The sequence below is a fragment of the Ferruginibacter sp. SUN106 genome (genome assembly GCF_050611765.1).
GTDB lineage: Bacteria > Bacteroidota > Bacteroidia > Chitinophagales > Chitinophagaceae > Ferruginibacter.
Genome location: NZ_JBODJC010000002.1, coordinates 809,074 through 829,368 on the forward strand (window position 1 = coordinate 809,074; position 20,295 = coordinate 829,368).

At 37.9% G+C, this 20,295-nt stretch carries 17 protein-coding genes; 7 read left to right on the forward strand and 10 right to left on the reverse strand.

The window, feature by feature from the left end; translation table 11 throughout:
- The first annotated feature begins 5 nt into the window (after positions 1-5).
- A complete protein-coding gene (locus tag ACQ334_RS09350; RefSeq protein WP_430987932.1) occupies positions 6-1,532 on the forward strand; it encodes a RagB/SusD family nutrient uptake outer membrane protein in 1,527 nt (508 codons plus the stop codon).
- 91 nt (positions 1,533-1,623) lie between these two features.
- On the opposite strand, the gene ACQ334_RS09355 is transcribed toward ACQ334_RS09350, so the two are convergent.
- Complete coding sequence (locus tag ACQ334_RS09355; protein ID WP_430987933.1) at positions 1,624-2,673, reverse strand: sensor histidine kinase; 1,050 nt, start codon at positions 2,671-2,673, stop codon at positions 1,624-1,626.
- Between the two features lie 185 nt (positions 2,674-2,858).
- Positions 2,859-3,533: a response regulator transcription factor gene (locus tag ACQ334_RS09360; RefSeq protein ID WP_430987934.1), complete on the reverse strand. Its 675-nt coding sequence runs from the start codon at positions 3,531-3,533 to the stop codon at positions 2,859-2,861.
- 141 nt (positions 3,534-3,674) lie between these two features.
- Here ACQ334_RS09360 and ACQ334_RS09365 point away from each other — a divergent pair, with 141 nt between their 5' ends.
- From ACQ334_RS09365 to atpH, 6 genes are all read left to right on the forward strand, one after another.
- Positions 3,675-5,888: a hypothetical protein gene (locus ACQ334_RS09365; protein WP_430987935.1), complete on the forward strand. Its 2,214-nt coding sequence runs from the start codon at positions 3,675-3,677 to the stop codon at positions 5,886-5,888.
- Between the two features lie 142 nt (positions 5,889-6,030).
- Entirely contained in the window at positions 6,031-7,845 is a 1,815-nt protein-coding gene (locus ACQ334_RS09370) for an ABC transporter ATP-binding protein (RefSeq protein WP_430987936.1), read from the forward strand.
- Between the two features lie 74 nt (positions 7,846-7,919).
- Positions 7,920-9,059: a F0F1 ATP synthase subunit A gene (gene atpB, locus ACQ334_RS09375; RefSeq protein ID WP_430987937.1), complete on the forward strand. Its 1,140-nt coding sequence runs from the start codon at positions 7,920-7,922 to the stop codon at positions 9,057-9,059.
- Between the two features lie 33 nt (positions 9,060-9,092).
- Positions 9,093-9,335: an ATP synthase F0 subunit C gene (gene atpE, locus ACQ334_RS09380; protein WP_430987938.1), complete on the forward strand. Its 243-nt coding sequence runs from the start codon at positions 9,093-9,095 to the stop codon at positions 9,333-9,335.
- A 198-nt stretch (positions 9,336-9,533) separates the two neighbouring features.
- Complete coding sequence (gene atpF, locus ACQ334_RS09385) at positions 9,534-10,028, forward strand: F0F1 ATP synthase subunit B (RefSeq protein ID WP_430987939.1); 495 nt, start codon at positions 9,534-9,536, stop codon at positions 10,026-10,028.
- An 80-nt stretch (positions 10,029-10,108) separates the two neighbouring features.
- Positions 10,109-10,672 (forward strand): ATP synthase F1 subunit delta, encoded by a 564-nt coding sequence (gene atpH / locus ACQ334_RS09390; RefSeq protein WP_430987940.1) that lies wholly within the window; start codon positions 10,109-10,111, stop codon positions 10,670-10,672.
- Positions 10,673-10,821: 149 nt separating this feature from the next.
- Here atpH and ACQ334_RS09395 read toward each other — a convergent pair whose 3' ends face one another.
- From ACQ334_RS09395 to ACQ334_RS09430, 8 genes are all read right to left on the reverse strand, one after another.
- Positions 10,822-12,240, reverse strand: coding sequence for a hypothetical protein (locus ACQ334_RS09395; protein WP_430987941.1), 1,419 nt, complete (start codon positions 12,238-12,240; stop codon positions 10,822-10,824).
- 222 nt (positions 12,241-12,462) lie between these two features.
- Complete coding sequence (locus tag ACQ334_RS09400; RefSeq protein ID WP_430987942.1) at positions 12,463-12,900, reverse strand: hypothetical protein; 438 nt, start codon at positions 12,898-12,900, stop codon at positions 12,463-12,465.
- 136 nt (positions 12,901-13,036) lie between these two features.
- Positions 13,037-13,780 carry an MBL fold metallo-hydrolase gene (locus ACQ334_RS09405; protein ID WP_430987943.1) on the reverse strand — a complete coding sequence of 248 codons (744 nt, stop codon included), beginning with the start codon at positions 13,778-13,780 and terminating at the stop codon, positions 13,037-13,039.
- Positions 13,781-14,016: 236 nt separating this feature from the next.
- On the reverse strand, positions 14,017-15,387 hold the full coding sequence (rodA, locus tag ACQ334_RS09410; protein ID WP_430987944.1) for a rod shape-determining protein RodA: 1,371 nt from the start codon (positions 15,385-15,387) through the stop codon (positions 14,017-14,019).
- A gap of 66 nt (positions 15,388-15,453) precedes the next feature.
- Positions 15,454-17,550: a peptidoglycan D,D-transpeptidase FtsI family protein gene (locus ACQ334_RS09415; protein ID WP_430987945.1), complete on the reverse strand. Its 2,097-nt coding sequence runs from the start codon at positions 17,548-17,550 to the stop codon at positions 15,454-15,456.
- A gap of 111 nt (positions 17,551-17,661) precedes the next feature.
- The gene (locus tag ACQ334_RS09420) at positions 17,662-18,198 is read right to left on the reverse strand and encodes a rod shape-determining protein MreD (RefSeq protein ID WP_430987946.1); all 537 of its coding nucleotides are present in this window, start codon (positions 18,196-18,198) and stop codon (positions 17,662-17,664) included.
- A gap of 18 nt (positions 18,199-18,216) precedes the next feature.
- On the reverse strand, positions 18,217-19,080 hold the full coding sequence (gene mreC, locus ACQ334_RS09425) for a rod shape-determining protein MreC (protein ID WP_430987947.1): 864 nt from the start codon (positions 19,078-19,080) through the stop codon (positions 18,217-18,219).
- A 133-nt stretch (positions 19,081-19,213) separates the two neighbouring features.
- Positions 19,214-20,239, reverse strand: coding sequence for a rod shape-determining protein (locus ACQ334_RS09430; protein ID WP_430987948.1), 1,026 nt, complete (start codon positions 20,237-20,239; stop codon positions 19,214-19,216).
- Positions 20,240-20,295: the final 56 nt, after the last annotated feature.

The window sequence follows — 20,295 nt, forward strand, 5'->3', positions numbered from 1 at the left end:
AATTTATGTATAAAATATTTTCTCTTATTTTCAGTGTAGTGCTGATAATAAGTCTCACCAGTTGCAGTAAATCTAATTTAGAACAATTCAATCCCAATGCAGTATCTGTTGATAATGGTTATCAGACAGAAGCTGATATCACCACAGGAGTTTATGGCGTATACCAAGCTCTAAGGAGTTCCAATTGTGTTGGTGAAGGCGCACAACTATGGACCGATGATCGTGCCGATGATGTAAATACAACCGACAATCAATCCAATAATGGAGAGCCTTTTCAATTTACAGCATTTTCAATAGTACCCAGTAACAGTTATCTGCAAAGTCACTGGACTGCTTTATATACGCCCATTTCCAGGGCAAACCTGATCCTGTCAATAATACCTAAAATTACTTTTGCCAATGAAACCACTAAGACACAATACATAGCTGAATTGAAATTTATAAGAGCTTATATGTATTTTAATTTAGTAAGAGAATTTGGTGACGTGCCTTTGGTTACCGAAAGGCTAACAACAACAGAACAGGCAGCCGCACTCACCTTCAGGGTAAAAAAAGATGATGTGTATGCGCAAATTGTTAGCGACTTAAAAGATGTTGCAAATAGTAACCTGCCTGTAATACAACCGGCAGCCAGTAAAGGGAGAGTATCATTACAGGCAGCAAACGCATTGTTGGGCCAGGTATATTTAACAATGGCAACAAATTTAGATGCATCGAAAGCTGCTGAAAATTTAAACAATGCTAAAACTTATTTGCTGGCTTGTTTCAATCAAAAAACATTTACCAATCTTTCTGATATCCCTTTTGCAGATGTATTTGATGTAAATAAAAAATCTACTAATGCAGAGATAATATTTCAGATAGTGTATAAACAGGGTGATGCCACTTACTCCTCATCATTGGCAAGAACCAACCAGGCAAAAGGAGAAACTATTAATTCTTTATTTGTTTCGCAGGGAGCTGGTGGCCTTTTTACCAAAGACCTGCTGAATGAATTTGAAACTGGTGACCCTCGCACCGCATTTTCGGTTAAATACGCAACCGCTACATCTTCTTATTTTATCACAAAATTCAGAGATGCCAGTGCTGCTGCAAGCACTTTGGGCTATGGTGGCAACGACTGGATATTGATCCGCTATGCAGATGTTATTTTAAATCTTGCAGAAGTGTATATGTATTTAAATGATAACACTAACGCCATCAAATACCTCGATATGGTTCGTGCAAGAGCTGGTATGCCCAACTATGCAACCATGCTTGGTAATGCTGCTTATACTTCAAGATATCCCACTTTAAAACTGGCGATTTTGCACGAGAGAAGAATTGAGCTTGCCTTTGAACATCATCGCTGGCACGATTTAACCCGTTTCTTTAATGCAACAGAACTGGTGGCATATTTTAATGCAAAGTCGCAGGCAAATTTTGATAATTCACCTTTAACCAATTGCACCACCAAAGATTTTTATTTCCCTATCCCTTACAATGAATATAAATTAGATCCGGCTAAAATGTATCAAAACCCCGGATATTAAATAAGTTGGCAACAATAAAAAAGGTTGTTCCTGATAATCCGGAACAACCTTTTTTAATAATTTAGTTTGACTTGAAAATAACGCAGATCAATTAATCTTTTCTCTTCTGCAATGTAAAACCAAATGTTGTACCCACATCAATTTTACTGCGTACATGAATCGTTTGTCCGTGTGCTTCAATAATATGTTTGCAAATAGAAAGTCCCAAACCACTGCCGCCTACTTTGCGGCTTCTTGCCAGGTCTGTTCTGTAAAAGCGTTCGAATATTCTGTGTAAATGATCTTCAGCTATACCCGAGCCATCATCGCTGATCTCTATTAAAACCGTCATGCCATCAATCTTATAAAAACTACTTTCCACAGTACCATTTTGCTTACCGTATTTAATGGCGTTATCTACCAGGTTAATAAATACCTGTCGTATCTTTTCTTTATCTGCATATACCGTTAAAGGTTGTTCGCAACCTTTTTTAATAATGCAGTTAATTTCTTTTTCCTCAGCTTTTATAGCCAATGTTTCATACACTTCTTTCAACAGGTCCTGTATGATGAAATTCTGTTGGTACAATAATTGTTCCCCGCTTTCCAATCTTGAAATTTCATCCAGGTCATCTACTAAGTTTACCAGCCTGTCTACATTGCGGGAAGTACTGGTTAAAAACTTCTTATTCACTTCAGGATTTTCCAAAGCGCCATTTAACAGGGTATCTACATACCCTTGTATAGCAAAAATCGGCGTCTTTAATTCATGACTCAGGTTTTGTAAAAATTCTTTGCGGTAGGTTTCGTTTCGCTGCAGTACTTCTATTTCTTCTTTTCGTTGTATGGCCCATTTTTCCACATCTTCTCTTACTTCATCAATACCTTTTTGTGGTAAAATATTTTTGTAATAAAACTCTTCTCTTTTGCTGGCCTTGGTTTGGTAGATGAGTTTATAAATGAGTTTTATTTTCCTGTAGATAAATGTTTTCAGCGTGTAATGTATCAAAGCAAAACTACCCAGGAAAATTACCACTAAAGCAATCAATGCAATCCACCATACGGGCTTAAAAACAAAAATGCCTAAAGCAATCGGCACCGATAATGCTACTGCAGTTAATGCGGATAATTGCTGCGGTGAAAAATTTTTTTGAGAAAGCATAATAAGCTGCAAGTTACAAGCTGCAAGGGAGAGTTAAAAATAAGCTCCGGGATAAAGCATAATAAGCTGCAAGCCACAAGCTGCAAGGGAGTGCTAAAAAATTTGAGCTTACTGCTACTTCTGTAAAGTTTATCCCCTTGAGGCTATTCCCCTTGAAGCTTTCCTTCTCCCCTCGAGGCTTTCTTCTATATTTCAAACTTATACCCCACACCTTTTACAGTGCTGATACAATCCAGGTTTAGTTTCTGGCGGATTTTACGGATATGTACATCAATAGTACGGTCGCCAACAATTACCTCGGTGCCCCAGATGGTATTTAAAATTTCGTTACGCAGAAAAACTTTACCGGGTTTTCCGGCCAGTAAGGCCAGTAATTCAAATTCCTTCCTTGCTAACACAATATCGCTGCCTTTAAAGTTGATCATGTATTTTTCACGGTCAATTTCAAGATCTCCCACTTTTAACACTTTGGGCTCATCTTTACTAAACCTTCTGAATAATGCATTCACTTTACTCACCAACACTTTAGGACTGATAGGCTTGGTCAGGTAATCGTCGGCCCCGCTTTCCAGGCCCTTTACTTCGGTGCCTTCATCACTTAATGCGGTTAAAAAAATGATCAGGGTATTTTTAAAAGCCGGTTGCTGACGTAATAAATTACATACTTCCATACCGGTTTTTCCGGGCATCATAATGTCTAAAATGATGAGGTCGGGCAGGTTTCTCTTAGCTTTTTCCAAAGCTTCGTTGCCATTCTTTGCCGTTATCACTTCAAAGCCTTCGGCCTGTAAGTTGTATTGGATGATTTCCAATATATCCGGTTCATCATCGGCAATTAATATTTTTTTAACAGTGCTCATACGTAAAATGCTGTGCAAAAGTACTCCTTAACAAGTATCAATAAATCAGTAGTACGCCTTTGGAATATTATCAAATTGTTAAGGCAAAATCCGTTGATATACAACCCTAAATAAATTTTCAGCATCTTTGCAGTATAAGTTATGATGAAGTACACTATTTTAATCCTGTTGCTGTTTGCCGGCAAAGCAAATGCGTCTGCAACTTTCGACACTATCAAGCCGCCCATTCAAAGGCAACGCTTTCACGATAAAATAAATGAAGAGCAAAAGCTATTGGATAAATCCGATGGAAAACTGGATGGTATTTTTAAAGTATCTTCCAATGAAGAGATCAATCTTGCCGTAACAGATGCCATGTTAAGAAAGGTGAATGCCCTGCAGGATAGTGTGGAGGTCAACAATAAAATAAAAGCCAATAACGAAAAAGTAAGGTACCTCACTTATATTGAAACTTTGCTGAGGACCTTCCGGGTAAACTGGCGATCAAATAAAATAAAGCCCGTTTTTGCACCCATGCTGGTGGATAATTTTGAAAAGATAATGCGTGCTACTATTGATAGCGTAAGCATGGTACCTTATATTGATGCTGTACCCTGGGAAGTATGCAATATCACTGCAGATATTTTTGTAACCAACCCGGGTTACCTGCAAAGTAAAAATATTGTGTACCTGAAATTTTGTGCCCTCAATCCTGATAAAATATTACAAACCATTGCGCCTTATACAAAAGAAAGCTTTGCTGATAGCCTGGTAACTGCCACTTGCAAAAACGATCCTGCACAGGTGTACAAATACGCACAGGATGTTAATTCTCTTGCAGGAAAATTAATTCATAAAAGCAACAGCCCGGCGGTTAAAACGCTGGCCAGCTTAAGCCTGTTGCCTTCGCCGCTTTTATACTTTCCGTTTTTAGATGATATTATATCCGGTAAAAAACAAACTGACAGCCTTAAAAAAATAATTGGTGACGGCGAAACAGGATATGATAGTGTGGCCTATTACAAATTACTGGTGCAAACAGAAATTGAATACAGCAAAAGAATGAACCATGGCGATACCGCCATTGCATTTTTAGGCCCCAACGGTTTAAGGGATATGTTGAAGCGAAAAGCCAACCAGCATTTTATTAATCCTATTAATGAGTTGCATGAAAAACCTGAAAATATAAGGATGAAAGCTATTGATCCTTTATCACCGGTGGATATTTATTACATGATTGTGATGGGTGATACCAGTATTTATACCAGCAGCTATAAACATAGTTTTAACCGCATGTTGCAACGCATGGGTAAAAAGCCGGCTACTGATTCTTTGTTGCTAACTGTAAACTTCGATTATTTTAAAAAGTTTATTAAGATGGCTGCTAATTTTAATAAGCTGGATACTTTTTTAAACCTGATGCCTGCCTCCAGTTCTGAGGCTTTAATGAAAGGTTTTGTTGGCAGACTGGAAGCAACCGCTACACTGGAGGATGCCGTGGATGTGGCAGACAGCTACAGCAGTATCAACAATAAAAACCTGCTGAACAATATGCTGAGTTATGTAAATGAAAATGAGCAGCGTTGCGCCGGTAGTAATAACAACAGGGGAAAAGTAATTTATAATTTATTAAAAACTATTTTTCTATCGGCAGATAGTACCAATAAAATTGACCTGACTACTGCAATAGGTATACCACCGATCTACTCTATCGACAATAAAGCGCTAAAGGATGATAGCGGCCGTATTGTGCAACAGGTATTTTTTTATGGCGATGAAGATGGCAGGAATTTTTTTCCGCCTTATATCAGTTCTTTCAGTGCTAAAGAATGGAAAAAAAATGACACCAATAAAGAATGGGTGGAATTTAAATCAATTAAAGAACCAAAGAACTGGGTGTATGTAAACCGCCCTTTAAACAATGATAAAAATTTAGATGATACAGCGCAGATACATTTGAACAATTATCTCCGTAAAAGTGATCTTACGCCTTCTATTATAACACACCGTGGCCATAGTTACTGGCTGCCCCGTACCATGAGCCGTATGGCTGGCGATGCAAAAATTGTTATACTCGGCAGTTGTGGCGGTTATAAAAATTTAAGCCAGCTGATAGAAATTAATCCTGATGCACATATCATTTCCACCAAGGAAATCGGCACCGGAAATATCAACCAGATCATTACGAATAAAATAAACCAGGTACTCCTTTCCGGGAAACCTATTATCTGGAAAAATATCTGGGACGATCTGTCTTTGTATTTTGCAAAACAACCTAAAGACGTAAAAGAAGCATGGGACGATTATATACCGCCCTATAAAAACCTGGGGGCCATCTTTATAAAAGCCTATAATAAAAAGGTGGAAACAGAATAGTTGTTTTCTGTTTTGTGTTTACAGTAATTAGATGCCTAATCGTTTTATTTCCGAAGTATAGCATGGAACAAAGGCTTACCGCCTGTACCAATTTTATCCTTTAACGGAAAACTCTAAACCAAAAACCGTTTAACTTTGCGCCATGAGTGATACGGGTGCTAAAAAAAAGGTATTCAACTTTTCATTACTTCGCAGGATATTTTATTTTGCCAGGCCATACAAAAATAAATTTTATGGTTCGTTGATACTGTCAGTAGTATTGGCTGTAATGGCACCTCTGAGGCCCTTTCTTATTCAGCTTACTATTAATGATGGTATCAAAGGAAAAGAAACTGCTCATTTTATCAACGGCCCCGGTGGTTTTATCCTGGAGATCACTATAATACAACTGGTGCTGCTGATAATAGAAACCGTCTGCAGGTTCTATTTTACTTTCAGTACAGCATCATTGGGCCAAAGTGTGGTTAAAGACCTTAGGGTAACCACCTACCAGAAAATCCTTCATTTAAATCTTGGCCATTTTGATAAAACGCCGATTGGTACATTAACCACCCGAACCATTAATGATATCGAATCTATTAATGATGTTTTCAGCGATGGTTTAATTCCGATTATTGCAGATCTGTTATCGATCATTTCTGTTTTGAGTTATATGTTATATGTAAGCCCGATATTAACTTTAATTTGCCTGGCACCTTTTCCTATACTAATGATCGCCACTTACTTTTTTAAAGAAAGTGTAAATAAATCTTTTATCAGGGTGAGAAATGCAGTGGCTAATTTAAATGCATTTGTGCAGGAGCATATTACCGGCATGAGTGTGGTGCAGGCCTTTGCTGCGGAAAAAAGAGAGTATGATAAATTTAATGCCATTAATAAAGAACACCGCAATGCCAATATCAAAGCCATTTTTGCCTACTCTGTGTTTTTTCCTATTGTGGAATTGGTGATGGCTTTATCCATTGGTTTACTGGTATGGTGGGCCGCCAAAGATGCTGATGTAAAAAATATCAGCGATCTTAAAAGAGAAGAAATTGCCGGTATCATCACTTCGTTTATTATTTGCCTCAATTTATTATTCCGTCCGCTACGTGTAATTGCCGATAAATTCAATGTGCTGCAAATGGGCATGATTGCCAGTGAAAGAGTTTTTAAGGTACTGGATAATGATGACAGTGCGGTTAACGATGGTACCCATACACCTGAAACAATACAAGGCAAAGTGGCTTTTGATAAAGTGTGGTTTGCTTATATTGATGAACAATATGTTTTAAAAAATATTTCTTTTGAAATTGATCCCGGCGAAACTTTAGCCATTGTTGGCCACACGGGAAGTGGCAAGACTTCCATCATCAGCTTATTAAACCGGTTGTACCATATTCAAAAAGGCAGCATTACCATCGATGATAAAAATATTGAAGACTATAGCCTGGATACTTTAAGAAGCCGCATTGGTGTGGTGTTGCAGGATGTGTTTTTATTCAGCGGTTCAGTTATTGACAATGTAACCCTCCGTAATCCATCTATAAAAAAGGAAGACGTGATCCAGGCGGCAAAACTCATCGGTATTCATGATTTTATTATGCAATTGCCGGGCAATTACGATTATAATGTAATGGAAAGAGGTGCCACACTTTCACTGGGCCAGCGCCAGTTATTATCTTTTGTAAGGGCCTTATTATATAATCCTTCTATATTAATATTAGATGAAGCCACCTCTTCGGTTGATACCGAAAGTGAGAACCTGATACAGCACGCCATCGACACTTTAATTACCGGCCGTACCTCTATTGTAATTGCCCACAGGCTAAGCACTATACGCAAAGCCAGCAAAATTATGGTGCTGGATAAAGGAGAAATAAAGGAGATCGGTACTCACGAGGAACTTTTGGCCCGGCAGGGTTTCTATTACCAGCTCCATAAAATGCAGTTTGAGCAGAAGGTAAAAATGGTGTAAAAATACTTTTTCTTCCATCTAATTTCCTATTTCCATCTTCCGGCGTTATCTTTGCGGCAAAATTAGGGATTTGTATGCTTGAAAAGTGTTTAAAATCATTACTGGTACTGGCTTTCAGCCTTTTTTTGACTGTTTTTGCAAACCATGCTTTTGCGCAGGGTGATGGCCAAAAACCACATGCTCAAAAAGAAGAAGGCAAATTGAATATGAAAGAAGTAATTTTCGGTCATATCATGGATGCTCATGAATTTCACTTTTTCTCTATTCATCACACCGATGGAACGGAAACTGCAATATCTATTCCCCTGCCGGTAATGTTGTACTCTCCTCAAAAAGGTTTCTCTTTCTTTATGGCTTCTAAATTTGAAGAAGGCAAAGAAGAAGTAGACGGCTATAAACTAGTAGGTAATAAAATTGTTCCGGTAGAAGATGGCGTAAAAGTGTACGATTTTTCTTTTACCCGTAACGTGGTGCAAATGTTATTGGCGCTTACATTACTGGTTTGGATCATGGTTAGTATTGCTAAAAAATATAAAAGCGGCCAGGGTGTAACTTCTGCTCCAAAAGGTATGCAGGCTTTGCTTGAACCGGTTGTTGCTTTTGTAAGAGATGAGGTAGCAGTACCCAATCTTGGTTATAAGGCTAATAAATACCTCCCTTACCTGTTAACTATTTTCTTTTTTATATTGATCAATAATATTATCGGCCTTATACCAGGTACCGCTAATGTTACCGGTAATATTGCTTTTACCGTTGTTTTAGGTGTTATATCTTTTATAGTAACCTTAGCCAGCAGCAATAAGCATTACTGGGCACATATTTTCAACCCTCCGGGAGTGCCATTGGGAGTTAAATTTATTTTAGTACCGGTGGAGTTTTTGAGTATGTTCTTAAAACCTTTCTCATTGATCATACGTCTGTTTGCAAATATGGTGGCAGGCCACATTATCATTATCTGTTTAATTTCCCTGATATTTATTTTTGGAGAAAAGATGGGTGCCGGTGCAGGCTGGGGAGCTTCTCCATTGTCTATAGCATTCACTATTTTTATTTATTTTATTGAAGTATTGGTGGCGTTTTTACAGGCGTTCATCTTTACTGTACTTACTGCAGTTTTAATTGGCGGTGCTATCGAAGGCGATCACAGTCATGATAGTCATGACAGCCACGATAAAAAACATGATCAGCTGTATGATGATGCAGTAATCATTTAACCTGGAATTATTAATTAACATAAACCAAGTAACATGAACTTAGGAACAATTTTACTGGAAGGCATTGCAAACGCAGGTGGCGCCGTAGGTGCTGGTCTTGCTGCAATGGGTGCAGGTATCGGTATCGGCCAGATTGGTAAAGGTGCTGTTGAGGGTATTGCCCGTCAGCCAGAAGCTACCAACGATATCCGTGCAAACATGATCTTAGCTGCGGCTCTTGTAGAAGGTGCTGCTCTTTTCGCTATCATCGTGGGCTTCCTTGCAATGGTTTTATAATCGTTGCCAACTCATTACTGCATCTGATGCACAGGGCAAAGGATGCAGTATTTTAATGCTTTTAAAAATGTTACGGGTTACGGGTTTATTTAGTTTTTATTGTTTGCGAAGCAAAACGTCGCTAACAATAAATAAATAACTCGAAACTTTTTCAACCCGTAACCAATTATAAATTCTTAATCACAGAACTGAAATAGTATGGAACTTTTAACACCGGGACTCGGTTTGCTTGTTTGGACGCTTTTAGCTTTCCTTATTGTGTTTTTCATTCTTAAAAAATATGCATGGCCTGCAATTGTAAAAGGTTTGCACGACAGGGAAACTTCTATCACCGAAGCTTTGGCTACTGCTGAAAAAGTAAAGCTGGAAATGGCCCAACTTAAAAATGACAACGAAACTTTACTGGCTAAAGCCCGTGAAGAAAGAGCTGCTCTTTTAAAAGAAGCTAAAGAAACCAAAGACAAAATTGTAAACGACGCTAAGGACGAAGCTAAAGTTGCTGCTGCAAAAATTATTGCTGATGCACATGCTTCTATACAACAACAGAAAATGGCTGCTTTAACTGATTTGAAAAATCAGATCGGTAACCTGGTAATTGAAACCAGCGAAAAGGTGTTACGTAAAGAATTAAGCAATAAAGCTGAGCAGGAAGTGTATATCAAAACTTTAGCTTCAGAAGTAAAATTGAATTAATAAACCAGCTTCAAGCAACAAGCCACAAGGGATGACTCACTTCTTGTAGCTTCTCCCCTTGGAGCTTGTAACTCACAAATATGAATAATCCACGTTTAGCAGGCAGGTACGCAAAAAGTTTATTGGACTTAGCTACTGAGCAAAATCAGATAGCAGCGGTATATGCTGATATGAAATGGCTGGACAGCGTTTGCAAAAGCAATCCTGACTTTGTTGCTGTTTTAAGCAGTCCTATTATTAAAGCAGATAAAAAACAGGTTATTTTGAAAGCCGTAACTGATGGAAGGGTAGCTACTTTAACCGGTGCCTTTATCGACTTACTGGTAAGAAAAACCAGGGAAAGCAACCTGCACGAAATTGTAAATGCTTTTATCGACCAGTACAATACGTTGAACAATATTCAAAAAGTAAAGATCACCACGGCTTCTCCGCTTACAGATACTTTAAGAGAAGAGATCATGACGAATGTAAAAGCAGCAATGCCTTCTAAAACTTTTGAAATTGAAACTGCTGTTAAAGATGAATTGATTGGTGGTTTTATTGTAGAAACTGGTGGCCAATTGGTTGATGCCAGTATTTTACGAGATTTAAAAGATATTCAGAAACAATTTATGGACAATGAATTTATTCATAAGATCCGTTAATACATTTTTAGAAAATAGCTGAAAGCCGTTACTGATGTAGCGGCTTTTTTTATGCCAGGAGTTCAGTTTTTTACGCAGCTAAAAACAGCGGCCTGACCCTGCTTTTTAAGGGTTCAGGTCGCTTCAGCGCCCCGACCCTTTAACAACTGTTACTGTTGTATAGTATTCAGTTGCTCTAATTTTATCCTTAGCTTTTCCATGGTTACTTTTTCAAAACTTAAGTCAGCAAGATTTAACTGGCTGGTATTGGCATCTGATAAAGCGATAAATGTATTGCCCCCGTTTTTCTTAACCGCCACAATAGTAATTTTTTCATTTAAAGGAATGCCATTAAATGTGCAGGTTTTACCCAAGGGATATCCTTCCAGGATTGATTTAAAGGAATGAAAAACCATCTTCACTTCAATATCATTATAATCGCCGCAATCAATATTAAAATCCGTTTTAGGGCCTTTTTTATTATAAAACCTATCGCAGTTTATCCACCCCAGTTTTGAAGTGCTGAATATATACCTCCTGATATCTGATACTTTAACCTCATTAAGCAATGTATCGTTCTGCGTTATTTCAAAACTTTTCTGAAATTGTATATCATCTGTCTCGCCCTCTCCATTAATGAAAGTTACGGGAATTTGAAAACGACTTTTAACAGGCATACTATTGCTTATAGCTGGTTGCCATAAAGGCATTTTTGCAAATACTTTATCAAGAACAGTTTTAACTATTTTGCTATTGTTATTTCTTACAGCTGTAATTCTTGCTTTGCCATTGGTTGCTATTTCCACTTCAACCAATGCTCTTTCATTGGTACCTGTTGCATTCAGGCTGTCGAAAAATGAATAGGTGTTGTTCAAAATATTTTCGAACCGGGCCTGAAAAAAACCATAGTCAAATTCTTTGTTCACCAGAATGTCCTGGCTGGCAAATGGTATCCAATTAACTTTTCTATTTTCCCAAACACCCGTAAACAAAAGCATACTATCTTTTTGTTGCGCATAGGGAAATAAAATTTGTATTGGCATATTTTCTTTTAAATGACATTTTTGTTGGTTACAAAAAGCCTGGATAAATACCATGCCTCCTGTTTCAATAATACTGTTGCTGGAATGTGTAGAAAGATTAGCCAGGATGATATCTGATAATTTATAAAACTCTTTTACCTGAAGTGAAACACTATCTTTTACAGGCAAGCCGGTTGAATCAAATAAAAATGCGTTTGTTTTTATATTAAGTGTAGTGCCTTCGTTACAATAAACAGTAGTATCACTATTGATGTTAATTGTAAATTTTTGAAACCCTTTTTCTATAGTTGCAAAATCTTCTTGTATAGAAGAATAATTCTGTAGTAGTTGAATTGCCTTTACCGATGCGGCAACAACAGTTTTTTTTGCAACCGCCGGCACATTAATAACGAACTCCTCTTTCATTATTACTGTATTACCAGTATCTGATAATACCTTACTGCTATCTGCATTTACAATTGCTGTTGCTATTATTGGGGGTTGCTTTACAATATCAGTACAGGAAAATAACAGGCATAAAAATATAGTTGCCGTCAGCCGCATCATAAGCATATAATTTTATACTGAGATGCAGCCTGTAATCAATTTCCACATTACAAGCAGGATCGGGACGTTCAGTTTTTAGCTACGTTAAAAACAGCGGCCTGCACCCTCCCCTTTAAGGGTCAGGTCGCTATAGCACTACAACTACAAAAGCTGTTACTGCTAAAACAGTTTTTTATTGCAATTAAGAAAATGTGCAGTACTACTAAATTATGTTACATGAAATCACTTAAATAACTCATAATAAGCATACCCGGAAGATGGAGTGATTACTTTTATATTATTGGTATAACATACTGCAATGATCTCATGCAGCCAACCAGCGTATTTATCTTTAAGTGTTTTGTCTTTATTAAAATAAGTAGAGAGCAGTTTTTCTGTAGTTATTTTCTTTAATACATCATACCGCTTCATATTCACTTTCATTCCCTTTATTGGATGCGATTGGGGAAATCTTTCAAGTTGTTCCTGCTTCTGTTGTCTAAAAGTTTGATAGGCGTTAAATAAAAAAAACTGCCGGTCTACTTTTGTAAAGTTATCTGTATATGCTTCGTAAATATTCATAGGATGTATCAGTTCGTAGTTATGGTTCAATTTACCAGCGGAATCTATCCTTAAAAATATCCATCGTCCATCCATTTCATATTCTTCTAAAATATTCATGATAAATCGCTGATGTAGAGTCCTGTCCTGAAAAGTTAAGCTAGCAGAGGTTTGCGCTTTTGTAGTTAAAGAAAAACACAGAAAAGTTGCGATAACTATTAGGCTATTTTTTTTCATTACTTTAAATCCTGTTACCTTAAAACACCACCACCGGCGTTTTAATATCATGATAAAATAAGAAGGTCCATTTTTCTTCCTGCCCCTGTTGCCACCATTGCTGGCGCAGTTCCATACATTTTTTGCCATCATAATCGTACTTGGCAATAAAGCGGCTTTTCATTTGCTGCAGTTGTGGTGCCACATCACCTCCAAAAAATATTTTTTGTCCGTCCTCTTCAATCCAGAACACCTGGTGAAAAGGTGAATGAGCACCGGTTACTTCGTACCGTATATATTCATCAATAACCCCATCGCCTGTTGTAAAAATCACTTTATCGCTTTCACCTAAAATTTCAAATTCTGCAGGGGTATAAGATGGTTTACCCTTTGCCATGGCCGAATCAAACTCATCCCTATTTACATAATATAAAGCATTAGGAAAACTGATAAATTTCTGTTGCAATATTTTATCTTCTTTACTCACACCACCACTATGGTCTTTATGCAAATGGCTCATCAATACTTTGGTAACATCCATCGGGTTAATGCCATTATCCATCAGGTTCTGGTGTATTTGCAGGCTGCAGTCTTTATTGGTAAAACCAAGGCCGGTATCAATTACCAGGACGTCTTTTTTAGTAATGATAGCAAAAGGCTGAATCTCTACCAATAAACTGCCTACCGGCCTTTGCTGCAGGTCGTCACTCTCTTTGTTAAAGGGAATAAATTGTTTGGTGTTGTCTATTGTAAAAGCGCCTTCGCTTAATGGAATTATTTTCATGCCCCTGGCCTCATAAATTTAGACTCTGATCATTTACAGAGTATTGTGATAAAAAAGAGTTGACTACAAAAGTAATTGAAATGGTTTTAAAATTAAGGAGCAAAGCCATGAGTCATCAGGCACATCAAAATCCTTTTAATCTAACCGGAGTAATGGCCTGGGCCGAAATAAAATTTCAGCATACCAAAACGGGTTTATGTTTTAGGCCGAAATAAAATTTCAGCGTACTTAAAAAGCTATCTCAAAATCATGTGCCTGTCGGCATCTAATTTTACAGAGATGAATAATAAAATAGTAAAAGTGATTAAAGAGGAACCTCCATAGCTTAATAATGGTAAGGTAATACCCGGTGATGGTGCAAGACCTAATGTCATACAAACATTTAAAGCCACATGAAAAAAGAGTATGCCCACCACACAGTACATATACACCCTGCTGAAAGTGCTTCGCTGCCGTTCAGCTAAAAAAACCAGCCGTATCATCAATCCAAAATACAGTATCATTAACACCATACAACCCCAGAAACCAAAATTTTCCCCTACGGATGAAAAAATGAAATCTGTATTTTGTGCCGGCACAAATTCACCACGGGTTTGTGTACCCTGTAAAAAGCCTTTGCCCCAAAAGCCACCGCTACCAATGGCAATTTTAGATTGCTTCACATTGTAACTCTCTACTTTTTCACCGGGTTTCTTTTTTGTAGTTCCTAATTTGGCAAACTCTTTCTGAATTTCTGCTACTCTTGCAGAGTCTTTAAATTTATAATCATCGATACCAAAGGTGGCGAAAATGCGTACTACCTGGTGGGGTTTTAATACACTGTTGAACAAAGCCGGCACCACAAACAATTTAACACCAATACACAATCCCCATACCGCTATAATTAAAAACAACTTGATAATATCACGCTTTATTTTTCGCCAGTAAATAAAAACAAATAACAAAGCAACTATTGTTATGGCAATAAAAAATGTATTTGAAGAGATTACTATACTTGCAATAACAAGAATGGCAAAAGAAAAAAGTATGATAAGGTAAAGTGTAGGCAAGCCTTCCCTGTAAAAAGCAATGGCGAAAGAAAAATAAACAATGGCTGCACCGGGTTCTTTTTGCAGTACCGACAAAATAGCCGGAGAAAAAGCGATGGCTGCAGCAATTAACTGGGTTTCAATTTTATGAAAATTCGTTTCGGGCATGGACAAATATTTTGCCAGTGCCAGTGAGGTAAATATTTTACATAATTCCACCGGCTGTATATTCATAAAGCTGCCTATTGCTATCCAGCTTTTAGAACCACCCACTTCTTTACCTACAGCAAAAGTGGCCAGTATCAATAATATTCCAAAGGCATAAGCCAGGTTAGAGGTAGCGGTAAAAAATTTGCTGTCGGTAAGTAAAATAAATACGGCTACTACCACACTTACACCAAAAAAAAGTAATTGTTTACTGTATTCTTTTTTTAACCCCAGGAAAGTCTGCACTACGTTATCGCCGCTTTTATATTCAACAGAAAAAATACAGGTGAGGCCAATAAGCACCAGCAGCAGGTATAACATTACTGTTACCCAATCTATTCCTTTTGATATGGAGGGATTTTTTTTATACATGTTCATTAGTCGTGAGACGTGAATGGAGAGACGTGAATGGTGCACTCACGACTGACGATTGACAACTCACGGTTTTGTCGAATCCTTCAATTCCGGTTTCTTTTTTTGATCGGGCAAAATTGCTTCTGTCTTAATTCTTAATTTATTGTCGTTACTGTCTTTTTTAGGCTGGCCGTTTTTTAATTCTTCTTTATCTTTCTTTATATTGTCTAGTGCATCTTCCTCATCGCTTTCATCCATACCTATAGTGTCTTTAATTACTTTGATATATCCTTTGGCAATCAGGTATGCAGAATCTTTAGAATGCCTTAATGAATCCTGCCTTTTCATTTCCACATAAATTCTGGATGGAATTAAATTTAAATCAGACAGTTGATCAATTCTTGCCAACCTGGCCTTATCGGTAATAGAGTCTTTTAAATATTTTTCAATCATTAAACCTACAATGGGCGCAGCATAAGTACCGCCAAAGCGGCCGCTGTTTTCCACCACACACATAATAGCAATCTTAGGATTTTCCCTTGGTGCAAATCCTGCAAAGAAAGCATGGTTAGGTTGTTTAACTCCCCTGAAATAATTCTCCACCGTACCTGTTTTACCACACACAGTAATACCTGCTATTTTAGCTGCAGCACCGGTACCCCTGTCTACCACGCCCTGCATACCGTCATGTACTGCTTCAAATATACTATCGGGAATATCGATCGTACTATGTTGTTTTTTAAACGATGAAAGCATGTCAAATTTATCACCCCCTTCAATAGAATCTACCAGGTGTGGAATTTTATACCACCCTTTATTGGCTATATAAGCCATTTCATTAGCTACTTGTATTGGTGTAACATCTACTTCACCCTGCCCGATACTTACCGAACGGAATGTACAGTAATTCCATTTGCCTTTTCCGTAAGCATCATTATAAAATTTAGGGCTGGGAATCAACCCTCTTTTTTCTGAAGGCACATCCACACCCAGCCTGTGACCAAGTCCGAATGCCTGCATATACCTGTTCCATACACCTAAGCTGCTATCAATATCCGGATACTTTGGATTATTAATTACCTTTTGCATTACTGTGGCAAAATAGGTATTATCCGAAATGGTTATAGCGCTACGCAGATCAAATGTACCCCTGTCTAAACATTTCATGGGTTTTCCCGAACCGCAACCATAAAAAGCACCTGAACAGGAAACCCTGAATTTAGTGTCAATCACTCCTTCGTGTAAGCCTACCAGTGCCTGCAAGGTTTTAAAAGTAGAACCCGGAGAATAAGTAGCTCCTACGGTTCTGTTCAGCAAAGGCAATGCAGGGTCTAATAATAATTCTGCTATGTGTTTTTTTCTTTCGGCACCGGTTAATAATTTGGGTTTAAAAGTAGGGCTGCTCACCATGCATAAAATACCCCCGGTTTTAGGATCAATAGCAACAATAGACCCCAGTTTGTTAGCCATTAATTTTTCTCCCAGCATCTGCAGTTCTATATCCAGTGAACTATGCATGTTCTGCCCCGCAATGGCTACGGTATCAAGACTTCCGTTTTCCAATCTTTCAGTAAGCTTGCCTACCTTATCTCTTTTCCAGAATTCTATGCCCCGCTGTCCCAGCAATACATTTTCATAAGTACGTTCCAGCCCTGTTTTGCCAATATAATCTCCCATTACATAACCGGTGTACTTTGGATTCTTCAATACGTTGGAATCCACTTCACTTAAATAACCCAGTATATTACCTGCAGCATCGTAAGGATAATCCCTTACCGACCTTTCCTGTAAATAATAAGCCTTTGAAAACTTGTACATATTTTCGGTAAGCTTGGCCATTTTTTCGTTACTAAGCAAAGCTTCAAATATAGAAGGCCGCTGGCTTTTAAATTTAAAAACAATATTCTCAATTCTTTTTCTGAACTCTGTGGTATCTATACCTAATATCTTACATAAGGTTGCGGTATCTGTATCTTTTAGCTTACTGGGGGTAACCATTAAATCGAAGATGGTGGTATTCTGTAAAATAGATCTTCCCTTACGGTCGTACACTATCCCCCTGTCGGGGTACACTACTTTTCTGAAAATGCCCTGGTCGTCTGCTGCATATTTATATTTAGATGAGAATAATTGCAGGTTCATCAACTGCAGCATAATAATAGCAAATACTCCAACACACATGAGTATGATTACATTTTTGCGGGACTGATTGAAGACAGACAATTTAGATGGGTGATTTTAGATTTTTGATTTTTGATTTGCCTTTATTGACGATTCACTTTTCACGACTCACTACACAGTATTGGTTCTGAATTTTTGTTTTCTTACAAATAGCAATTCTGTAATAATGATCAGCAATAAACTGATAGCGGATGATAATAAAGTTTTTCCTAAAAAATACCAGATATCACCAAACTGCCATGCTTCTAATAGAAACAACCAACCGTGATGAATTATTGTAAGCACCGCCACATAAATAAAATAAGGCAGCATGCCCCCCATGCTTTTAATAGACGGTTCCTCGTAGTTGCCATCTGCACCTTCCTGCGGAATTAAAAGGTTGACTAAAAAAGGCCTGATATAAGCGATTAACACACAGGCTGCGGCGTGAAAACCAGGGTTGTGTTGAAAACTATCGAGTGTAAAGCCAAATAAAAATGCAATGAACAACTGCCAGCTGCGGTTCATATTAAAAGGCAGCCACAAAATAAACAGGTAATAAAGATAAGGCGTTGCCATCCTGTGCAAAGGATGCACTTTATCCAACACAAAATGCTGCACCAGTATAAAGAGTATAAACCTGATAATATTTTTTAAAAATGTGCTCATTTACTTTTCTAAAAGCATTTATTTAATTGTTTGCGGATGCTTTGCTTTTTCCAAAAGTTCGTCAATAGCTTCCTGCTGTTTATTATCAATAGCAAATACATATTGCAGGCTGTAAAAATCTGCTGCTGTTTTTAATTTTATTGCATAATTGTTGCTGCTTTTTTCCGGTAGTACTTCGGTAACATAACCAATGATCATCCCTCTTGGAAAATATGTACTGTTGCCACTAGTAATAATCGTATCGCCTTTTGCCACTTTTGCACTTTTAGGAATACGGTTGATGGAAACGATATTGGGTACCGCCCCGTCCCATGATATGGTGCCTGTTTCCCCGCTTTTCAAAAGCTTACCGTCAATATGGCTATCCTTGTGCAGCAGGCTCATGGCAACTGCATAATCATCAGTTACTGCAGTGATAACCCCCACAGTAGCGTTATTAATATCTACCAGGCCCATGCCTTCCTTCAACTGCTGGGCTTTTCCTCTTGCAACAACAATAAAATTGCTTTGTGTATTCACTGCATTTTCTATTACAGCGGCTCGCAGGTAGGCGTATCGCCTGTATTGGGTAAGCGAATCTATTTTAATAGTATCTAAAACTGTTTTACTTGTGGTGTCTGGTAATTGAAAATCGGCCTTTAGTTTATTGTATAGTTGTTCATTGGCTTTCCATAAAGAGTCATTCGTTTTTTTTAGATGAAAATAGTCTTCCACCTTATTATATTGTTCGTTTATTTTACCCGTAAGCTGGTTGGCTGTACCCGAGAATACAGCATTATGATAGGTATTGTAGTGTACAATTAAATAGATACAGAATCCCTGCAATAACAGGAAAAAAAGCAAATTGAAATAACGGCGAACGAAAAGAAAAATATTACGCACCGGGGGGAAATTACAAAATTTTAAAAGTCAGCCGCAAGGGGAGAGCTTCAAAGGAGAATATTAGCTTGTAACCTTTGTAAAAAGTATTTACACTAAAGTTTATCCTTTGAAGCTTGCAACTTGAAGCTTTTAGTTATCTCATCACAAAAGGATACCTGTCGTAATGTTTTAAGGCTATACCAGTACCACGTACCACACTTTTCAGCGGATCATCAGCAACATGTACCGGCAGTTTAATTTTTGCCTGTAGTCTTTTATCTAATCCTCTTAACAAAGCACCACCACCTGTAATGTATAAACCACGGCGGTAAATATCTGATGCCAGTTCGGGAGGTGTTGTTTCCAATGCTTTTAAAATGGCTTCTTCAATTTTGAAGATGCTTTTATCCAATGCTTCTGCCACTTCCTGGTAACTTACCATTACCTGCTTAGGAATACCGGTAACCAGATCTCTTCCATTTACAGGAATATCATCCGGAGGATTGTCCAGGTCTTTCATAGCGGCGCCAACCTGAATTTTGATTTGCTCTGCAGTGCGTTCACCAATTAATAAACTATGGTAGCGGCGTAAAGCTTCCATAATATCTGCAGTAAATTCGTCACCGGCAATACGTATACTTTGGTCGCATACAATACCTGCCAAAGCAATTACCGTAATACCGGTAGTACCACCACCAATATCGATAATCATATTTCCTACGGGTTCTTCCACATCTATACCAATACCCAAGGCAGCTGCCATAGGTTCATGTATCAGGTAAACTTCTTTTGCACCGGCCTGCTCTGCACTATCACGTACAGCTCTTTTCTCCACCTCTGTAATACTGCTGGGTATACAGATCATCATGCGCCAGCTGGGGGCAAACAAAGGTTTTTTAGGATAGATCATTTTGATCATCTCTCGTATCATCAACTCCGCCGCATTAAAATCTGCTATCACACCATCCTTAAGCGGACGAACGGTACGGATGCTTTCATGGGTTTTTTCATGCATCATCAATGCCTTTTTACCCACGGCTAAAATGTTTTTAGGATTGTTTCGGTCCAGTGCTACAATAGAAGGCTCATTTACCACAACTTCGTCATTGTGGATTATGAGGGTATTGGCAGTACCCAGGTCAATCGCAATTTCCTGTGTAAAAAAATTAAAGAGGCCCATATTTGATTAAGTGAAAACGTATGTAATTAATGCCAGCAAAGTTGAAGTAAATTATT